The sequence below is a fragment of the Bacillus sp. AR2-1 genome (genome assembly GCF_008368755.1).
Lineage (GTDB): Bacteria > Bacillota > Bacilli > Bacillales > Bacillaceae_G > Bacillus_A > Bacillus_A wiedmannii.
In genome coordinates, this window is the sequence record NZ_QORY01000020.1 from 52,590 (window position 1) to 68,621 (window position 16,032).

Annotated in this window: 21 protein-coding genes and 2 pseudogenes; 16 read left to right on the top strand and 7 right to left on the bottom strand. The window is 35.1% G+C overall.

What is annotated here, in order from left to right; all coding sequences use genetic code 11:
- Window positions 1–134: 134 nt before the first annotated feature.
- Both DT250_RS23045 and argH read left to right on the top strand, forming a co-directional pair.
- Window positions 135–1,340 (top strand): argininosuccinate synthase, encoded by a 1,206-nt coding sequence (locus DT250_RS23045; RefSeq protein WP_149213746.1) that lies wholly within the window; start codon window positions 135–137, stop codon window positions 1,338–1,340.
- Window positions 1,337–2,725: an argininosuccinate lyase gene (argH, locus tag DT250_RS23050; RefSeq protein ID WP_149213747.1), complete on the top strand. Its 1,389-nt coding sequence runs from the start codon at window positions 1,337–1,339 to the stop codon at window positions 2,723–2,725. The genes DT250_RS23045 and argH overlap by 4 nt, the downstream gene beginning before the upstream one ends.
- A gap of 76 nt (window positions 2,726–2,801) precedes the next feature.
- Here the strand turns inward: argH and DT250_RS23055 are convergent, their stop codons facing one another.
- On the bottom strand, window positions 2,802–2,981 hold the full coding sequence (locus DT250_RS23055; RefSeq protein WP_046956214.1) for a hypothetical protein: 180 nt from the start codon (window positions 2,979–2,981) through the stop codon (window positions 2,802–2,804).
- A gap of 94 nt (window positions 2,982–3,075) precedes the next feature.
- Between DT250_RS23055 and DT250_RS23060 the strand changes: the two genes are divergently transcribed.
- The gene (locus DT250_RS23060; RefSeq protein WP_149213748.1) at window positions 3,076–3,771 is read left to right on the top strand and encodes a hypothetical protein; all 696 of its coding nucleotides are present in this window, start codon (window positions 3,076–3,078) and stop codon (window positions 3,769–3,771) included.
- A gap of 98 nt (window positions 3,772–3,869) precedes the next feature.
- Entirely contained in the window at window positions 3,870–4,292 is a 423-nt protein-coding gene (locus DT250_RS23065) for a VOC family protein (protein ID WP_149213749.1), read from the top strand.
- A gap of 266 nt (window positions 4,293–4,558) precedes the next feature.
- On the opposite strand, the gene DT250_RS23070 is transcribed toward DT250_RS23065, so the two are convergent.
- Window positions 4,559–5,017 carry a universal stress protein gene (locus DT250_RS23070; protein WP_001066680.1) on the bottom strand — a complete coding sequence of 153 codons (459 nt, stop codon included), beginning with the start codon at window positions 5,015–5,017 and terminating at the stop codon, window positions 4,559–4,561.
- Window positions 5,018–5,164: 147 nt separating this feature from the next.
- Between DT250_RS23070 and DT250_RS23075 the strand changes: the two genes are divergently transcribed.
- Together DT250_RS23075 and ald are read left to right on the top strand one after the other, a co-directional pair.
- Window positions 5,165–5,956, top strand: coding sequence for an SDR family oxidoreductase (locus DT250_RS23075; RefSeq protein ID WP_060486605.1), 792 nt, complete (start codon window positions 5,165–5,167; stop codon window positions 5,954–5,956).
- 214 nt (window positions 5,957–6,170) lie between these two features.
- Window positions 6,171–7,304 carry an alanine dehydrogenase gene (ald, locus tag DT250_RS23080; protein WP_001219390.1) on the top strand — a complete coding sequence of 378 codons (1,134 nt, stop codon included), beginning with the start codon at window positions 6,171–6,173 and terminating at the stop codon, window positions 7,302–7,304.
- Window positions 7,305–7,355: 51 nt separating this feature from the next.
- On the opposite strand, the gene DT250_RS23085 is transcribed toward ald, so the two are convergent.
- Window positions 7,356–7,781: a hypothetical protein gene (locus DT250_RS23085; RefSeq protein ID WP_149213750.1), complete on the bottom strand. Its 426-nt coding sequence runs from the start codon at window positions 7,779–7,781 to the stop codon at window positions 7,356–7,358.
- Window positions 7,778–7,993 (bottom strand): helix-turn-helix transcriptional regulator, encoded by a 216-nt coding sequence (locus DT250_RS23090; RefSeq protein WP_000594566.1) that lies wholly within the window; start codon window positions 7,991–7,993, stop codon window positions 7,778–7,780. The genes DT250_RS23085 and DT250_RS23090 overlap by 4 nt, the downstream gene beginning before the upstream one ends.
- Before the next feature lie 178 nt (window positions 7,994–8,171).
- Between DT250_RS23090 and DT250_RS23095 the strand changes: the two genes are divergently transcribed.
- The 7 genes and pseudogenes from DT250_RS23095 (at window position 8,172) to DT250_RS23125 (ending at window position 12,005) form a co-directional block, all read left to right on the top strand.
- Window positions 8,172–8,600, top strand: a complete 429-nt coding sequence (locus tag DT250_RS23095) for a hypothetical protein (protein ID WP_088064561.1) — start codon at window positions 8,172–8,174, stop codon at window positions 8,598–8,600.
- Between the two features lie 44 nt (window positions 8,601–8,644).
- Window positions 8,645–8,977: a cupin domain-containing protein gene (locus tag DT250_RS23100; protein ID WP_149213751.1), complete on the top strand. Its 333-nt coding sequence runs from the start codon at window positions 8,645–8,647 to the stop codon at window positions 8,975–8,977.
- Window positions 8,974–9,762 (top strand): GNAT family N-acetyltransferase, encoded by a 789-nt coding sequence (locus DT250_RS23105; protein WP_149213752.1) that lies wholly within the window; start codon window positions 8,974–8,976, stop codon window positions 9,760–9,762. The genes DT250_RS23100 and DT250_RS23105 overlap by 4 nt, the downstream gene beginning before the upstream one ends.
- A gap of 2 nt (window positions 9,763–9,764) precedes the next feature.
- Window positions 9,765–10,109 (top strand): annotated as a pseudogene (locus DT250_RS23110) (DUF6176 family protein).
- Window positions 10,110–10,231: 122 nt separating this feature from the next.
- Window positions 10,232–10,741 carry an RNA polymerase sigma factor gene (locus DT250_RS23115; protein WP_149213753.1) on the top strand — a complete coding sequence of 170 codons (510 nt, stop codon included), beginning with the start codon at window positions 10,232–10,234 and terminating at the stop codon, window positions 10,739–10,741.
- A complete protein-coding gene (locus DT250_RS23120) occupies window positions 10,722–11,735 on the top strand; it encodes an anti sigma factor C-terminal domain-containing protein (RefSeq protein WP_000087170.1) in 1,014 nt (337 codons plus the stop codon). The genes DT250_RS23115 and DT250_RS23120 overlap by 20 nt, the downstream gene beginning before the upstream one ends.
- 63 nt (window positions 11,736–11,798) lie before the next feature.
- A complete protein-coding gene (locus DT250_RS23125) occupies window positions 11,799–12,005 on the top strand; it encodes a hypothetical protein (RefSeq protein WP_149213754.1) in 207 nt (68 codons plus the stop codon).
- Between the two features lie 14 nt (window positions 12,006–12,019).
- Here DT250_RS23125 and DT250_RS23130 read toward each other — a convergent pair whose 3' ends face one another.
- Window positions 12,020–12,847 (bottom strand): DUF2785 domain-containing protein, encoded by an 828-nt coding sequence (locus DT250_RS23130; RefSeq protein ID WP_149213755.1) that lies wholly within the window; start codon window positions 12,845–12,847, stop codon window positions 12,020–12,022.
- A 93-nt stretch (window positions 12,848–12,940) separates the two neighbouring features.
- Between DT250_RS23130 and DT250_RS23135 the strand changes: the two genes are divergently transcribed.
- Together DT250_RS23135 and DT250_RS23140 are read left to right on the top strand one after the other, a co-directional pair.
- Window positions 12,941–13,315, top strand: coding sequence for a hypothetical protein (locus tag DT250_RS23135; RefSeq protein ID WP_097916527.1), 375 nt, complete (start codon window positions 12,941–12,943; stop codon window positions 13,313–13,315).
- Window positions 13,316–13,335: 20 nt separating this feature from the next.
- Window positions 13,336–13,701 (top strand): annotated as a pseudogene (locus tag DT250_RS23140) (DUF3221 domain-containing protein).
- Between the two features lie 29 nt (window positions 13,702–13,730).
- Here DT250_RS23140 and pepQ read toward each other — a convergent pair.
- A complete protein-coding gene (gene pepQ, locus DT250_RS23145) occupies window positions 13,731–14,828 on the bottom strand; it encodes a Xaa-Pro dipeptidase (protein ID WP_149213756.1) in 1,098 nt (365 codons plus the stop codon).
- A 149-nt stretch (window positions 14,829–14,977) separates the two neighbouring features.
- On the opposite strand from pepQ, the gene DT250_RS23150 reads away from it, so the two are divergent.
- Complete coding sequence (locus DT250_RS23150; RefSeq protein ID WP_149213757.1) at window positions 14,978–15,661, top strand: metal-dependent hydrolase; 684 nt, start codon at window positions 14,978–14,980, stop codon at window positions 15,659–15,661.
- Window positions 15,662–15,701: 40 nt separating this feature from the next.
- Here the strand turns inward: DT250_RS23150 and DT250_RS31785 are convergent, their stop codons facing one another.
- Window positions 15,702–15,863, bottom strand: a complete 162-nt coding sequence (locus tag DT250_RS31785; protein ID WP_087985390.1) for a hypothetical protein — start codon at window positions 15,861–15,863, stop codon at window positions 15,702–15,704.
- Window positions 15,864–16,032: the final 169 nt, after the last annotated feature.

Consider the following 16,032-nt stretch of genomic DNA (forward strand, 5'->3'; position numbering starts at 1 on the left):
CATGAAAACAGAAAGAAGCTCGACGGAATTGTTTGAAAAAATTTGAAAATGACTCTTGATACATTTTGTGAAAGGTGTTAAAGTGTGTATTATTATAAAAGAAAATGAATATTTATTCTTTAGGGGGATGCAAAATGGAGAAGAAAAAAGTGGTATTAGCATATTCTGGAGGTCTTGATACTTCCGTTGCAATTAAATGGTTAAAAGAGAAGAATTATGATATTATCGCGCTTTGTTTAGATTTAGGGGAAGGTAAAGACTTAGCATTCGTAAAAGAAAAGGCACTTTCAGTAGGTGCAATTAAATCATATATGATTGATGTTCAAGAGGAATTTGCAAATGAATATGCATTGATGGCGATGCAAGCGCACACGTTATACGAAGGGAAATACCCTCTCGTTTCTGCATTATCTCGTCCACTTATCGCTAAGAAATTAGTAGAAATTGCAGAACAAGAAGGGGCGACTGCAGTTGCACACGGATGTACAGGGAAAGGGAATGATCAAGTTCGTTTTGAAGTTTCTATTCAAGCGTTAAATCCTTACTTAGAAGTGATTGCGCCTGTACGTGAATGGAAATGGTCACGTGAAGAAGAAATTGCATATGCAAAAGAAAACGATGTACCCATTCCGATTAATTTAGACAGCCCGTTTTCAATCGATCAAAACTTATGGGGACGCAGTAACGAATGTGGTATTTTAGAAGATCCATGGGCAGCGCCGCCAGAAGATGCGTATGAGATGACATTGGCATTAGAAGATACACCGAATAAACCAGAGTTTGTAGAAATCGGCTTTGAAGCAGGTGTACCGACTACTTTAAATGGCACTGCATATTCACTTTCAGAATTAATTAAAACGTTAAATGCGCTTGCTGGAAAACATGGCGTTGGACGTATCGATCACGTAGAAAATCGCCTCGTTGGTATTAAATCGCGTGAAGTATACGAATGTCCAGCGGCAATGACGTTAATCACAGCACATAAAGAGCTGGAAGATTTAACGCACGTAAAAGAAGTAGCACATTTTAAACCGGTGATTGAGCAGAAAATAACAGAACTTATTTATAACGGTTTATGGTTCTCTCCTTTAAAACAAGCGCTTCATGCCTTCTTACAAGAAACGCAAAAAAATGTAACAGGTACAGTGCGTGTGAAATTATTTAAAGGCCATGCGATTGTAGAAGGACGTAAATCTGAGTACTCTTTATATGACGAAAAATTAGCAACATATACTGCTCAGGACGAATTTAATCATGATGCAGCAGTTGGATTCATTTCATTATTCGGTTTACCGACGAAAGTATACAGCCAAGTGAATCAAAAGAAGGTGGAAGCGTGAGCAAACTTTGGGGCGGACGTTTTACAGAAGAAGCGGAAGCGTGGGTTGAAGAGTTTGGAGCATCCATCCCCTTCGATCAACAATTAGTAAATCAAGATATAAAGGGAAGTATTGCGCACGTAACGATGCTAGCAAAGCAAGGTATCGTTACGAAAGAAGAAGCAGAGAAAATAAAGATAGGGCTTCAGTATTTATTAAAAGAAGCAAAAGAGAATAAGCTTCAATTCTCAGTAGAAGCAGAAGATATTCATTTAAACATTGAAAAAATGTTAATTGAACAAATCGGTGAAGTAGGAGGGAAACTTCATACAGGACGAAGCCGTAATGATCAAGTAGCGACTGATATGCATTTATATTTGAAAGAAAAAGTAGAACATATTATAAAAGCTACAAAACAATTGCAAACTGTTCTTGTTCATCAAGCAGAAAATAATATTGAAACCATTATGCCTGGTTATACGCATTTGCAGCGTGCGCAGCCAATTTCATTTGCTCATCATATTCTCGCTTACTTTTGGATGTTAGAGCGTGATGTGAATCGTTATGAAGATTCATTAAAGCGCATTAACATTTCACCATTAGGAGCAGGAGCGTTAGCTGGGACAACATTCCCGATTGACCGAGAATATAGTGCGGAGCTTCTTGGATTTAATGGACTCTATGAAAATAGTTTAGATGCAGTAAGCGATCGTGATTTCATACTGGAGTTCCTAAGTAACTCATCTATGCTCATGATGCACTTATCACGCTTCTGCGAAGAACTTATTTTATGGAGTAGCCAAGAGTTTCAATTTATTGAAATGAGCGATCAATACGCAACGGGAAGCAGCATTATGCCACAAAAGAAAAATCCGGATATGGCGGAACTTATTCGTGGTAAAACAGGCAGAGTATATGGTAATTTATTTAGTTTACTTACGGTCATGAAAGGATTACCGCTCGCTTACAATAAAGACTTGCAAGAAGATAAAGAAGGAATGTTTGATACAGTAAAAACAGTAGAAGGCTGCCTTCATATTATGGCAGGCATGCTAGAGACGATGACTGTAAACAAAGAAAAAATGGGGCAAGCTGTGACGCAAGATTTCTCTAACGCAACAGAAATTGCTGACTACTTGGCCAGCAAAGGACTCCCATTCCGTCAAGCTCATGAAATTGTTGGGAAGCTAGTGCTACACTGCACACAAAAAGGAATTTATTTAGTAGATGTACCACTTGCAACATATAAAGAAATGAGCTCATTATTTGAAGAAGATTTGTATGAAGTTCTTTCACCATATGCAGCTGTAAAGCGTCGTAACAGTGCTGGCGGGACAGGATTTGAGCAAATTGAGAAAGCTTTGGAGAAGGCGAAGGGATTAGTTGGAGAGTTTGTTGGAAGTTGATTGATTTATAGGGCAGAAGGTACGCGAATCTTAGTAGAGAGAAGCGTACCTTTTTTGTGATTTTTATTGCTTAAAGTTAATCATACTTATGTCGATCTTCCGTAATTCGAATATACTCAATATCCATCAAATCTCTAAGTAATGCACCATTACTTAGTTCCACACCATGTTTTTCTTTAAAATGTGTACGGATTGTATCTAACATTTCGAGCTCTTTCCCGTTCACATCTAAAATAATACGTTCAGAATCATTCATATAGCATCCTCCTTTTTTAACATATATATTTTGTCCGTCTGTTTCTAAAAAATGTATGTTAACCTAAAGTTAGGAAATAAGAAAGGAATGGAAAATGAGACGTATTTATTTTATAGGGATAATTTTGTACACGCTAATTGTATTACATGTTGCATTCCCAAATATCTTTTCATTTGAGGATGTAGAAACAGTACACGTTGGGATATTTATCTTTATTCTATTTGTAGTAGATTGCTGTATTTCGATATGGCTTTCGAAAAGAAAATATGTACAAGATAAAAAAGAAATGGAACGGAAAAAGAGAAAACGTTCATTTTGGATGACGACGTATTGTTTTTCTTTAGTGATTGCTGCTGTTTTTTTTAGTGAGCATATTCCGTTAGAAAGATTAAATATTGGATTTGGAGCGTTCGTATTTGCATACTATTTTTTCGTGCACTTTCTTCCTTATATGAAAGAAAAGCGAGGAGAAGAGGAAAATCCGCTTGTAGAAGAAGCGAGAGAGCAAGAGCATAAGAGAATAGAAGAAGATATACAGAAGCTCGGGGAACAAAAATGGTATTTGAAATCTAAAATTATATATGTTCTTTGCTTTATTACGCCGCCAATCGGTTATTTGTATGTATTCTTGCTTCGTAAAAAAATGACAGAAGATGCACGACAATCGTATTTAATGGTTGCGACTATCATGATGGCATTATGGTCTTTGAAGTTCTTACCGCCATATGTGTTGGCAGTAGCTGTTGTAGTGGTTGTTTGTTTTGTATTTATAGTGAAGTATGTGAAATGAAGAAAAACAAGAGCCTGTGTTATTAAGCTAATAGATAGATTAAAGCAAGAAATGTTATACTATAATTTGCTTATTCAGTAATAATAGGAGGGATAATAATGGTTCAATCAATAGTTCATATCACATTAGTAGTAAAAGACTACGATGAGGCAATAGAGTTCTATACAAAGAAACTAAATTTCACACTAGTCCAAGATATATATCAGCCAGAGCAAAACAAAAGATGGGTAGTGGTATCTCCTCCTGGTTCAGTCGGCACCACAATATTACTGGCTAGAGCATCTAAACCTGAGCAAGATTCCTTTATCGGTAACCAATCAGGCGGCAGAGTTTTTCTTTTCTTAAATACTGACGATTTTTGGAGAGATTATAATGAAATGATTTCAAGAGGAATAGAATTTGTGAGAGAGCCGAAAGAGCAAGAATATGGAATAGTTGCAGTATTCAAGGATTTGTACGGGAATTTATGGGATTTGTTACAACTAAAAGATGACCATCCAATTACTCAAAGAATTAAGTAGAATACAGTTTAAACTTGATTAGAAAATCAATTAAAAAATGAGGATTTTAAAATCCATGTAAGAGTGGAGAAAAACAGAGAAGATTTATTTTTATGAGTAAAATGAAACATCTTTATTCTTCTTACACATTCGTGAAAAAAAGGAGTGGATTACCCACTCCTTTTTTATCATTGTTGAGCAACATGTATTTATTGTTCATTCAAGCCTAAAGCTTCATTTCCCTTATCCACCAGTAAAACATGTGGACTTGGTGTTTTATTTATGAATTAAAGATCACCTTGCTCCTCATCACCACGAACAACAAGGACATCGCATTTCGCATAGCGAATAATATGTTCAGAGACGCTACCAATTAGGAAACGCTCAACAGCATTTAAACCAGTTGCACCACACATAATTAAATCTACTTTATGGTTTGGAGCGATTTCTTTTGAAATTTTAGATTTAGGATTACCAAATTCTAATACAGTTTCAATTTTTTCAAGGCCAGCTTCAAGCGCAGTTTTTTTGTAGTCTTCTAATAAGTCTTCTGCAAATAGATTTGCACGTTCAGCAATTGCGCGGCTATAAGCTTCTACTGCTGAGTATGCTTTTACATCAACGATATGAGCAATTGTTAATGTTGCATTGTTGCGTTTTGCGACTTGAATTGCTTTTTTAAAAGCTCTTTCTGCTTCTTTAGAACCATCCACCGCGATTAAAATATTTGTATATGTATTATTCATAGTAAATTCCTCCCAATCATTTTTATTACCGTTTACAACTTTATTATAAAGCAAATTTTGGTAATGTGCTTGCCAGAAACGTTACAGAATTTTGAAAACTTTGCTTTAATTCATTTTAGTTGTAATTGAGGCGAGAACTTGTTACATATGAAGTATAGCAATTTAAAAGGAGGCATGTTTGTGAGACACGCGCTCATTACAGCCGGTACGAAAGGTTTAGGAAAGCAAGTAACAGAAAAGTTATTGGCTAAAGGGTATTCAGTAACAGTAACATATCATAGCGATATAACTGCTATGGAAACGATGAAAGAAACATATAAAAATATGGAAGAGCGTCTACAATTCGTGCAAGCGGATGTCACGAAAAAGGAAGATTTACATAAAATAGTAGAAGAAGCGATAAGCCGTTTTGGTAAAATTGACTTTTTAATTAATAATGCTGGTCCATATGTATTTGAACGAAAAAAGTTAGTCGATTATGAAGAAGACGAATGGAATGAAATGATTCAGGGTAATTTAACAGCGGTATTTCATTTATTAAAACTTGTCGTTCCGGTTATGAGAAAACAGAACTTTGGCCGTATTATTAATTACGGATTCCAAGGGGCAGATAGCGCACCGGGATGGATTTATCGTTCAGCTTTTGCAGCAGCGAAAGTAGGACTTGTTTCATTAACGAAAACAATTGCTTACGAAGAAGCAGAATATGGTATTACTGCAAATATGGTATGTCCTGGTGATATTATTGGTGAAATGAAAGAAGCGACAATTCAAGAAGCACGTCAATTGAAAGAACATAAAACACCAATTGGTAGATCTGGAACAGGTGAAGATATCGCAAGAACGATTTCGTTTTTATGTGAAGACGATTCCGATATGATTACCGGTACAATTATTGAAGTAACTGGTGCAGTAGATGTTATTCATAGACATCGATAGAGCGAAATAAGGTGAAGTTTTGAATAATTGGACAGTTTATCCTTTACGCTGAGAGGTGCGGATAATACTGTCCTTTAATGTGAGATTAAATCTATCGGAAAACTTGTATTATTTTTTTGTCAAATATTGAGATATTATGTTAAAATATAAGAGCGTAGAAAGCGCTTTAAAAAATGATTCAGGGGTCATTTCATAACTCAAGGGGGAACTAATAATGCGTATCGGTATTCCAACAGAAATTAAAAACAATGAAAACCGTGTGGCGATGACGCCAGCGGGAGCTGTACATTTAGTACAAAATGGTCATGAAGTTTTTGTTCAAAAAGGAGCAGGTATAGGATCAGGCTTTACAGATGAAGAATACGTACAAGCTGGTGCGAAACTTGTTGAAACTGCTGAAGAAGCATGGAATCAAGATATGGTTATGAAGGTAAAAGAGCCAGTTGCAAGTGAATACGGCTATTTCCGCGAAGGTTTAATTTTATTCACATACTTACACTTAGCTCCAGAACCAGAATTAACGAAAGCATTAATTGATAACAAAGTTGTATCAATTGCATACGAAACAGTGCAATTAGACAATCGTTCTTTACCATTACTTGCACCTATGAGTGAAGTAGCTGGTCGTATGTCTGCACAAATCGGTGCACAATTCCTTGAGAAAAACAAAGGCGGTAAAGGTATTTTACTTGCAGGCGTTCCAGGGGTAAAACGTGGCAAAGTAACAATTATCGGCGGTGGTCAAGCTGGTACAAACGCAGCTAAGATTGCAGTAGGTTTAGGTGCAGATGTAACAATCATCGACTTAAGTGCAGAGCGTCTTCGTCAACTAGATGATATTTTCGGTAACCAAGTAAAAACGTTAATGTCTAATCCATACAACATTGCAGAAGCTGTAAAAGAATCTGACCTTGTTATTGGTGCGGTATTAATTCCAGGTGCAAAAGCGCCAAAACTTGTAACAGAAGAAATGATTCAATCAATGGAACCAGGTTCTGTCGTTGTAGATATCGCGATTGACCAAGGTGGTATTTTCGAAACAACTGACCGTATTACAACTCACGACAACCCAACTTACGAAAAACATGGCGTTGTTCATTATGCAGTTGCTAATATGCCAGGTGCGGTTCCACGTACATCAACTCTTGCATTAACAAACGTAACAGTACCATATGCAGTACAAATTGCGAACAAAGGTTACAAAGATGCTTGCTTAGGCAACACTGCATTATTAAAAGGTATTAACACATTAGACGGATATGTAACATTCGAAGCAGTTGCAGAAGCACACGGTTTACAATATGCTGATGCGAAAGAGCTTCTTGAAAAAGCTCCTGCTTTATCATAATAGAAATACATGTAAGCCCCTCCTTTTGTAAGGAGGGGCTTTTTGCTTGGATTAATTGTCTAGTTTCTTTACAATTTTCAATCCGAACATCATTGTAAAGAAAAGAATGCCGAATAAGTAATACAAGGCATACTCAACTCGTATCATCGAATTTTTGTCAGTGATATATAAAATAAATAGTATCGCAGAACCGATTAAATGAGAGAGACCAAAAATTTGCGCCATAAGTTTTAAACTCATCTTCTCGATTCTTTCATCCATCTCAGGTAATGGATATTTTTCGGGATCGCTCTTTTTTTTCTTAAAGAATATTTGTTTCACTACGAATAGTATCGAGTCTAAGAGTATAAATACGCCAGCGAATAGAAGGACAGAAGTAATTTTTTCTTCATCATTACTAGTGAAATAAAGAAAAGTTGAACCTAACAATAAAAAGGTAAGATGCGAAATGAACTTTTGATTAAAAGGTTTTTTCATTCTTTTTCCTCCCCAGTTTTATCTAATTGAAATAAATCTTCTACTTTACAGTTGAAAAACTCACATAATTTCAATGCTAATTCTAAACTCGGGTTGTATTTATTCTTCTCGATAGCGATGAGGGATTGTCTAGTGATTTGAACAGAGGAAGCTAATTGTTCTTGGGTGATGTCTCTAATGACGCGGAATTGTTTCACCTTATTTTTAATCAAATATACAAAGTCTCCTTTTTGTAAATTTGTTACATTTATTATATCCATTTTTAGGTAATAAGTAAATAAAACTTTACAAAAAGTAAACAAAACTTTACGTGAAATATAGCTTGTTATAATGTTATTTTTTGTGATAATTTGGAATTAAATGAAAAAAGAAGTCGGAAGAGGAGATTCAATGGGGAGTAAAAAGAGGAAGAAAAGGCAAGTTAAAAGACAAAAGTATATGAAGAAAAAACAGGAACAGAACATACCTCTATCACAAAAAATAGTCATTATGATAGAGAAAACATTTCGGTATATTTGTATGGCTCTGTATGTAATTTTGTGTCTTTATTCAGCTAGGGTGTTTTACAGTTTTGGGATAACACCCAATATTATTGAGAATGTTTTTGGGTATCTCCTTGTCGCAATAGAGCTAGTCTTATTCTTTATATTATTTAATAAAGTGTGGCCTAGTTATGAAAGTAAGAACGATAAGCAAAGAAAAATGAGAAAAAAATCTTCAGATGCTTCAAGCTCATCAAGTGGATTCGGTGACTACAGTAGCAACGATTGTAGCAGCTCAAGTGATAGTGGAGGAGATTGCGGAGGTGGTGGAGACTAAGTTGTTTTTGAAGAAGAACGACTAATGAAAGGGTGGGACGAAATATGGAGACTGTGAATTTATTAGAATTAACGAAGGGCATTCAAGATCAACATAAAAACTTCTTCGTTTCAAATGTAAATAGTCATTGCTTACGAATCGCTGTATTTACTGGTGAATATGATTGGCACTATCATTCTAATTCGGATGAATTATTTATTGTGTTAGAGGGAGAATTACTTATCGATTTTGAAGATGGAGAAACGGCGGTTTTAAAGCCAAATGATTCTATCTTAATTCCAGTATGCACGATTCATAGAACGAGAGCGTTAAAGAGAACAGTAAATCTTTGTTTTGAAAATATAGAAGCTGATACGATTAAAGTGGAGCAGCTATGAAAAAATTATCTGTAGCTGAGTATAGAAAAATCTTTCCGATTTTAGAAAGTAATACAACAACGACGACGTTTGCTTATGCGGTATGTGACCAAATGATAGATGGCGAGATTTTTGCCAACGAGAAGTTAACAGCAGGGTTAATTCGTACAGCTAACGGTATCTATTATGTATTTGGTGATACGGATGATCACAATTATAACGAATATTTATTTGCGTATTTAAAAATGGCTATTGAAAAAACAGAGAAGAGATTTACATTGTTCACTTCGAGTGAGGAGTGGGAAATGAAGTTAGAAGAGCGTTTTAGTAATACACTTCGGAACATCCTGCGAATGAAATTTCAACGAGAAATTTTTGAAGAGAGAAAACGAGATGCAAACAAAAATACATATGAAGTGAAGCGTATTGATAAAAGTGATATAGAACGAAGCAATGAATTTACAGAGGAGTATTATAAAGAATATTGGGGATCAAAAGAGCTATTTTTGAACGGTGGTTTCGGATTTTGTATAGAACAAGATGGGATGATTGTAGCTGAATGTGTTTCGATATTTAACGGGAATGGATTTGCTGAAATTGATATTGTGACGCATAAAGCATATCAAGGGAAAGGATTAGCACAAGCTGTTGCAACACGGTTCATTGAACATTGCATGCAAAATGATATTACACCGTGCTGGGATTGTTATGTAGACAATATTCCTTCGCAAAAACTAGCTAGTAAATTAAGTTTTAATCATCCAATAGAATATAGATTGTTTGTACGCAAGAAAACGGGGGAATAAAAATGAATGTAGAGTTAACGAGATTCAAAGTGAAACAAGGTAAAAGTTAGCGTGTAGATGCATGGATGCAGCTTCTTAATGACAATATGAAAGAAGTGCTTTTGACACTAAACGACGAAAAGATGTACGTTGAGACAATTTTCCGGGAAATAAGAGATGGAGAAGAATACTTATATTGGTATTCTGTGCAAGGAGAAGGCGGGATTCCTGTCGAAAATTCTCATCATGAAATTGATAAAAAGCACTTAGCGTTTTGGTATGAATGTATTGATGAAGAAGCACTGTCTGTTGATATGAAAACAGAAGTCGTTATGATTCAAGATGTTGTGAAGGAAGCGATGAAATAATAGAATAGTATGTTGGAGAGAAGCGCATCAAAATAGGTGTGCTTTTTATTTTGAAAAAAATTATAGAAAAGCTGTATACATTTTACGCTCTCAAACGTTGAGTATATAGAAGGGAGAGCAGAATGAGTCATGATACGTTTGAATCGTTATTAATAGAGAAGTCAAAAGCTGTGTTTGGATACTTAATTAAGATTGGAGCAGATAGAAAAGAAGCGGAAGATATTGTGCAAGATACGCTGTATAAAGCTTTATTGCTTATGGAGGAAATACCGTTAGAGCATTTAACACCGTGGCTCTTTAGGGTTGCAATCAATCAACACCGAGATTTATATCGGAAAGAAAAAAGGCTAAATCCCATTGCGATTGAATCTGTCGTTCTTATTGGCCAAAAGTCATTAGATGAAGTGCTTTTAACAAGTGAACTACAAGGCGAGGTACAAGAAATATTGGAGACGATGACGGAGGATCATCGTCATATTTTACTGTTGAAATATGAATATGAACTATCTTATAAGGAAATTGCCATTTTATTAAGTATGAAAGAAGATACAGTAAAAACAAGTTTGTACCGTGCAAGAAATCAATTTAAAAAATTGTATAGGAGGAGAAACGATGAGTCGGAAAGACTTTGATTTGAATATGGATGATAAGCAGATGAAAGTTTTGATGAAGAGAGCGAAGCGGAAGCAACTTTGGAGAAATTGGCTTATTTCTATTTGTGCGTCCATTATTGTTATAGTAAGTTTGTTTTTGGGAGCAGCGTATTTTTCTCAGCAAACGTTTAGAAAAATGGAAAGAGAAATGAATGCACTACATAGGGTTCAAGGCCCTAATATTCGTTTCAGTGGAAGTATGTATTTAAGTCTCGGTGTTACAGGGAGTACGGTAATATATAACTCGTATAAAAATATAGCTGGCCAACCAGTAAAATGGGTAAATGATATATATGAATCTGGCATATGGGATTATAGTATGAAGCACTACAATGGTGAGCTTGTTAGTTTAGATGAGGAAAAAAGGGGCGAAGAGGCTGTTGCGATACCAGACTATAATGTACAAACAATGCAAAGAGAAATGAGGTTTTATTTACCTTTCGTTACTTATAAAAATTATGTGGATGACCTGAAAAATATTGGGGATTTGCAAAATAAAGTTGCAGAAGTAGCCTTATCTTTTGATAAATCGTATACAGTTGAACAAATTACTGAGATGCTTCCCAAAAGTGTACAGCCAGTTTGGTTTTGGGTAGATACATATAATGAAAAGAAAAGTGATTCTTATGTAGGGCTAAAAGATCCTAAAAATGGCGCAATATTAAATGCAGAAATGGCTAAAAATGTTTTTGGGTTTGAAGGGAGTTATGCAAAAGTAAAAGAAGATGTGAAAAATGATGTAACAATAAACTCAAAAGAGTTTCTATACCAAATGAAGTATTTAGCAAAAAATAGTGAAGGTATACCAAGTGATTATTTTGAACAATATTATAAAGAAATAAAAAATACGAAACCAAAAGACCTACCAATATACGGTGTAGTCGTAACAGGTAAAACAGAGGATTTACAAAGTTTACAAGGAGCACCGTATATTAAGGCTGCTGTTAGAGGTGTAACAGTTGAGAAATATTGATTACAAGAGATTAATGTGAATAATCAGAAAATTTATGTTATAATATGGGAAAAGGAGGTTAATATGAGGCAAATACATGGAGCAATTTATATTTACATAACAATGTTTTTCGTGGCGATATCCTATGGATTAGGGCACGTGTATTCGCATCCTATACTAACTTTTTTAAGCGGAGCATGTATGGTGTTTGCGATTCTTGTCCACCTTTTCTCAGTTTGGATCGTGAAATTTCAATTAAATATTAGTGAAATAGAAGAAGGCACTTTTTGAGTGGCCTTCTTTTTTTAATAATATCTTGGAAGCTCTCGTAGCAATTTTTCAATTTTGCATTCGGTTTCTTCACATATAGACAGTGTGCGTAGTCGGAAAAACAAACTACGTAAGAAAGATTTTATATTTCCGTATAGGTACTCGTACGATTCAATATGTAATGTTTGTTTTTTGACGGGTAATTGAGCTACTACATCATGAAGGGCTAATATGAGTACTTCTTCCTTTAGGCCATTTTGCAGCATTGCGACAATCGGATAAACGATACGTTCATCTTCTTCATATTTGTAATAGATGGAATGAACACAAACTTTGTTTAATAAAGTTTTTAATAGTTCTTCGTAATGTAAAGTTTCCAGTTTAGGACTACGAACAAGCGCTTCAAATGTATCAGAAGCGTGAGCGATACTATGTGCCCAGCCGTGGTCTTGCACATATCCGCGGAAATCATGCTCATTGTTCATATATAGAATTAATTGATCTTTCACATTTAAAATATCAGTCTGTGATAAGAAATTATGATTTGTATCGGCATCAATAATGAGCGCAATTAATAATGTTGTAAATGCGCGGGTAAATACAGCATCTTCGTCATCCGAATGAATCTTATACAATAAATATTTGTCACTGATGCTTTCTAATAATAGTTTCTCTAATTGCGTGTGTGAAATGTAGTCCTTTTTGATGAGATTATAAAAAGTAGAGTAGATGAGCTTGTCTCTTAAATAGCTATCGGTAACACCGATATGCTCAAGCATATTGGAACTTAAAGAATCAATGTTAAGTGTGTTATCCAATATGTAATTATTATTACGAATTTCTTCTAACTGTTGTTGTAACATATAAACCTCCTATTTTAGAAAATTCTGTATTTTTATAATATAATAAGAGGAAGAAATAGACAATAAATAAGTGCTTTTGAATGGAGGAGCATTATGAAGAGAGCGTTATTCTTTTTCATTAGTATTTTCTTTTTAGGAAGTTGTTCGATTTCGTATGTTACTTTTTCTAGCGAGAGCAAAAGTTGGACGGGGCAATATAAAGGATATATTAAGGATGACAGTGAAGATGGAATGTTTACGTTTCAGTATAAGGGCGGAGATGGAAATACAGAATTTAAAAATTTAGAGATTGCTATTAATGAAACCTTTAGTGCAATGACGCAAACTTCAGAAGTTCATAAAGGAGCAAGGATTGAAATGAAGTCTTCTTGTGTAAGTTGTGCACCTCTATCTAAAGATGAACCGATAGAGGTTGTGATTAAATGGGATGATAAGTATGAGGAGAAGATGGTGTTAAATTTGAAATAGCCTAGAGTAAGGAGTTAAAAATGAATAGGCGTATGAAAAACTTTATGTTTTTAAGTGTATTTCTAATCATATTATCAGCGTGTGATATAAAATAAGTAGAGCAAGTAGCGGTAAAAAAAGTACCTGAAGAGGGGTATGTCATAGTAAGAAATGACACGGTATTTTTTGTCGATGATAAAACGTTTAATACAAAAGTAGAATTGCAACATTATATGGAACAACAAATAAATAAAGAGCATCCATCACATATAGTTTTGAGCTTTAAAGATAAAGGCGCATATAAACAGTTAAAAACAGGGGATAAAATAAAAGTATGGTTTTCTCAAATGCTTGAAAGCTATCCAGCAAAAATGATTGTAGAGAAATTTGAAATAGTAGAGAAATAAAAAAGGCAGCAATCACGCTGCCTTTTTTATTATTTCACAAATTGTAATTCTTTCGGGAATTTCGTTAAAATTTCTGACCCGTCTTTTGTGATATAAATATCATCTTCAATACGAACGCCACCTACGTTTGGTACGTAAATACCTGGCTCGATTGTGAAGACCATACCTTCTTTTAATGGAGACTCGTTACCAGCTTTTACATCTGGATATTCGTGTACGCTAATTCCAAGTCCGTGACCAAGGCGGTGTGGGAAGAAGTCCCCGTAACCTGCATCTGCGATAACAGAACGAGCAGCGTTGTCGATTGCGCCAAGTGTAACACCTGGTTTACATGCTTCAACTGCTTGTAGTTGTCCAGCAAGTACAGTGTTATAAATACGAGTTTGTTCTTCAGAAATTTCACCGAATGCTACTGTACGTGTAATGTCAGAGCAATAACCTTCAATGATTACGCCTAAATCAAATAGTACGAAATCGCCGCGTTTCATTTTGTTTGCACCTGGAATACCGTGTGGAAGAGCAGAGTTTGCACCTGCTAATACCATCGTATCAAATGACATTTTATGTATGCCTTTTGTTTTTAATTCGTGTTCAATAATTGCTAATACTTCTAGCTCGCTACGATTTTCTTTAATTGCATTTACACCAACTCCAACAGCGTAGTCCGCCATTTTAGCTGCTTCGCGTAAAATAGAAAGTTCTTTTTCATCTTTAATTAAGCGAAGTTCACGAACTTTTTCCTCAGCTGATTTGAAAGCTGCATTTGGGAATAACTTTGTTAATTCTTCGTAGCGCTCTACGTTTAAATGTTCTTTTTCAATTGCAACTGCATTTGCATTGATGCCGCGGTCTTTAATTGCTTTTGCAATCATATCCCATGGTCTGTCAGTATCAGTAAATCCGATAATTTCATGTGCCCAGCCAGCGTTACGCGCTTGACCTTCTTCCATTTTAGGGCAAATTAAAATAGGCTCTTTTTCTTGGAATACAAACATACCAAGAAGTCTTTCATGTGGTTCACAGTGGAAGTTTGTCATGTAGAAGACGTTCGGTGTAGAAGTTAAGAACGCAGCTTCTACGTTTTTTTCTTTTAGCCATTGCATTAAATTTTCTAATCTAGCATTCATCGATTGGCACCCCCGAGATATTTAATTACAAATATAACTTTACATCGGAAGAAAGCGTTATGACAAGTAAATAGATGTTAGAAAAGACAGGGAATTGAAAAATCATGTAGAATAAAAAATGAGAATGTGAATAGGGGAGGAATGTAGTAATGAAAGTATCTTATCACGGGCATTCAGTTGTAAAGATTGAAACGAATGGAAAAGTGATTTTAATTGACCCATTTTTAACTGGAAATCCGACAACGGATTTAAAGGCTGAAAATGTCAAAGTAGATGCAATTCTTTTATCGCATGGACATGGTGATCATGTTGGAGATACAGTAGAGCTTGCGAAGAAAAATAATGCAGTTGTTGTGGCACCATTTGAACTAGCGACATTTTTAAGTTGGCAAGGTGTAAATACACATCCGATGCATATTGGTGGTTCGCATGAATTTGACTTCGGAAAAGTGAAGTTTACACAAGCATTCCACGGTTCTAGTTATATTGATGAAGAAAATAAGACGATTACATATACAGGTATGCCAGCAGGTATTTTATTTACAGCAGAAGAGAAAACTGTATACCATGCAGGAGATACCGCTCTATTCTCTGATATGAAATTAATTGGGGAACTGAATAACATTGATATAGCATTTTTACCAATTGGCGATAATTTCACAATGGGGCCAGAAGATGCTGTTTTAGCAGCAAAATGGGTTCAGGCGAAAACTGTTGTGCCGATGCATTACAATACGTTCCCAGTAATTGAACAAGACCCATATCAATTTGTAGAAAAGCTACAAAATTGTACAGGAAAAGTATTAGAAGCTGGAGAAAGTATTACACTATAGAAAAGAAACCCTTCATTTGAAAAGACAAGTGAAGGGTTTTTTACGTGTGTAGGACAGCTTTTAAAGGTTGTACTTGTTTTGATGATTTTTTTCTTTTTGGAAGTGGCTGTTCAGGTGTTTCATTCAATTCCATTGCAACTTTTTTTCCATCTACGAAAGCTAAAAATACAGCACCTAAAACTTCTAATAATTTTTTCATCATATATCCGCTCCTTTGTTTCATTTCTTGTCTTCATTGTATATTGAAGCGGCTGGACAAACTATCGAACGAGATGACAATACCATTACATTGTTGTAATAGAAGAAGTAGTGTAATGTAAGGCGTATTTTGTTATAAAAAAAATAGTACAGATATATAAAGAGAGAGTGTA

Excerpts from the sequence above, each read along its gene's own strand:
- DT250_RS23045 (WP_149213746.1), top strand. The coding sequence starts at position 135 with ATGGAGAAGAAAAAAGTGGTATTAGCATATTCTGGAGGTCTTGATACT.
- DT250_RS23055 (WP_046956214.1), bottom strand. The coding sequence starts at position 2,981 with ATGAATGATTCTGAACGTATTATTTTAGATGTGAACGGGAAAGAGCTC.
- DT250_RS23060 (WP_149213748.1), top strand. The coding sequence starts at position 3,076 with ATGAGACGTATTTATTTTATAGGGATAATTTTGTACACGCTAATTGTA.
- DT250_RS23065 (WP_149213749.1), top strand. The coding sequence starts at position 3,870 with ATGGTTCAATCAATAGTTCATATCACATTAGTAGTAAAAGACTACGAT.
- DT250_RS23070 (WP_001066680.1), bottom strand. The coding sequence starts at position 5,017 with ATGAATAATACATATACAAATATTTTAATCGCGGTGGATGGTTCTAAA.
- DT250_RS23075 (WP_060486605.1), top strand. The coding sequence starts at position 5,165 with ATGAAGTATAGCAATTTAAAAGGAGGCATGTTTGTGAGACACGCGCTC.
- ald (WP_001219390.1), top strand. The coding sequence starts at position 6,171 with ATGCGTATCGGTATTCCAACAGAAATTAAAAACAATGAAAACCGTGTG.
- DT250_RS23085 (WP_149213750.1), bottom strand. The coding sequence starts at position 7,781 with ATGAAAAAACCTTTTAATCAAAAGTTCATTTCGCATCTTACCTTTTTA.
- DT250_RS23095 (WP_088064561.1), top strand. The coding sequence starts at position 8,172 with ATGGGGAGTAAAAAGAGGAAGAAAAGGCAAGTTAAAAGACAAAAGTAT.
- DT250_RS23100 (WP_149213751.1), top strand. The coding sequence starts at position 8,645 with ATGGAGACTGTGAATTTATTAGAATTAACGAAGGGCATTCAAGATCAA.
- DT250_RS23105 (WP_149213752.1), top strand. The coding sequence starts at position 8,974 with ATGAAAAAATTATCTGTAGCTGAGTATAGAAAAATCTTTCCGATTTTA.
- DT250_RS23115 (WP_149213753.1), top strand. The coding sequence starts at position 10,232 with ATGAGTCATGATACGTTTGAATCGTTATTAATAGAGAAGTCAAAAGCT.
- DT250_RS23120 (WP_000087170.1), top strand. The coding sequence starts at position 10,722 with ATGAGTCGGAAAGACTTTGATTTGAATATGGATGATAAGCAGATGAAA.
- DT250_RS23125 (WP_149213754.1), top strand. The coding sequence starts at position 11,799 with ATGAGGCAAATACATGGAGCAATTTATATTTACATAACAATGTTTTTC.
- DT250_RS23130 (WP_149213755.1), bottom strand. The coding sequence starts at position 12,847 with ATGTTACAACAACAGTTAGAAGAAATTCGTAATAATAATTACATATTG.
- DT250_RS23135 (WP_097916527.1), top strand. The coding sequence starts at position 12,941 with ATGAAGAGAGCGTTATTCTTTTTCATTAGTATTTTCTTTTTAGGAAGT.
- pepQ (WP_149213756.1), bottom strand. The coding sequence starts at position 14,828 with ATGAATGCTAGATTAGAAAATTTAATGCAATGGCTAAAAGAAAAAAAC.
- DT250_RS23150 (WP_149213757.1), top strand. The coding sequence starts at position 14,978 with ATGAAAGTATCTTATCACGGGCATTCAGTTGTAAAGATTGAAACGAAT.
- DT250_RS31785 (WP_087985390.1), bottom strand. The coding sequence starts at position 15,863 with ATGATGAAAAAATTATTAGAAGTTTTAGGTGCTGTATTTTTAGCTTTC.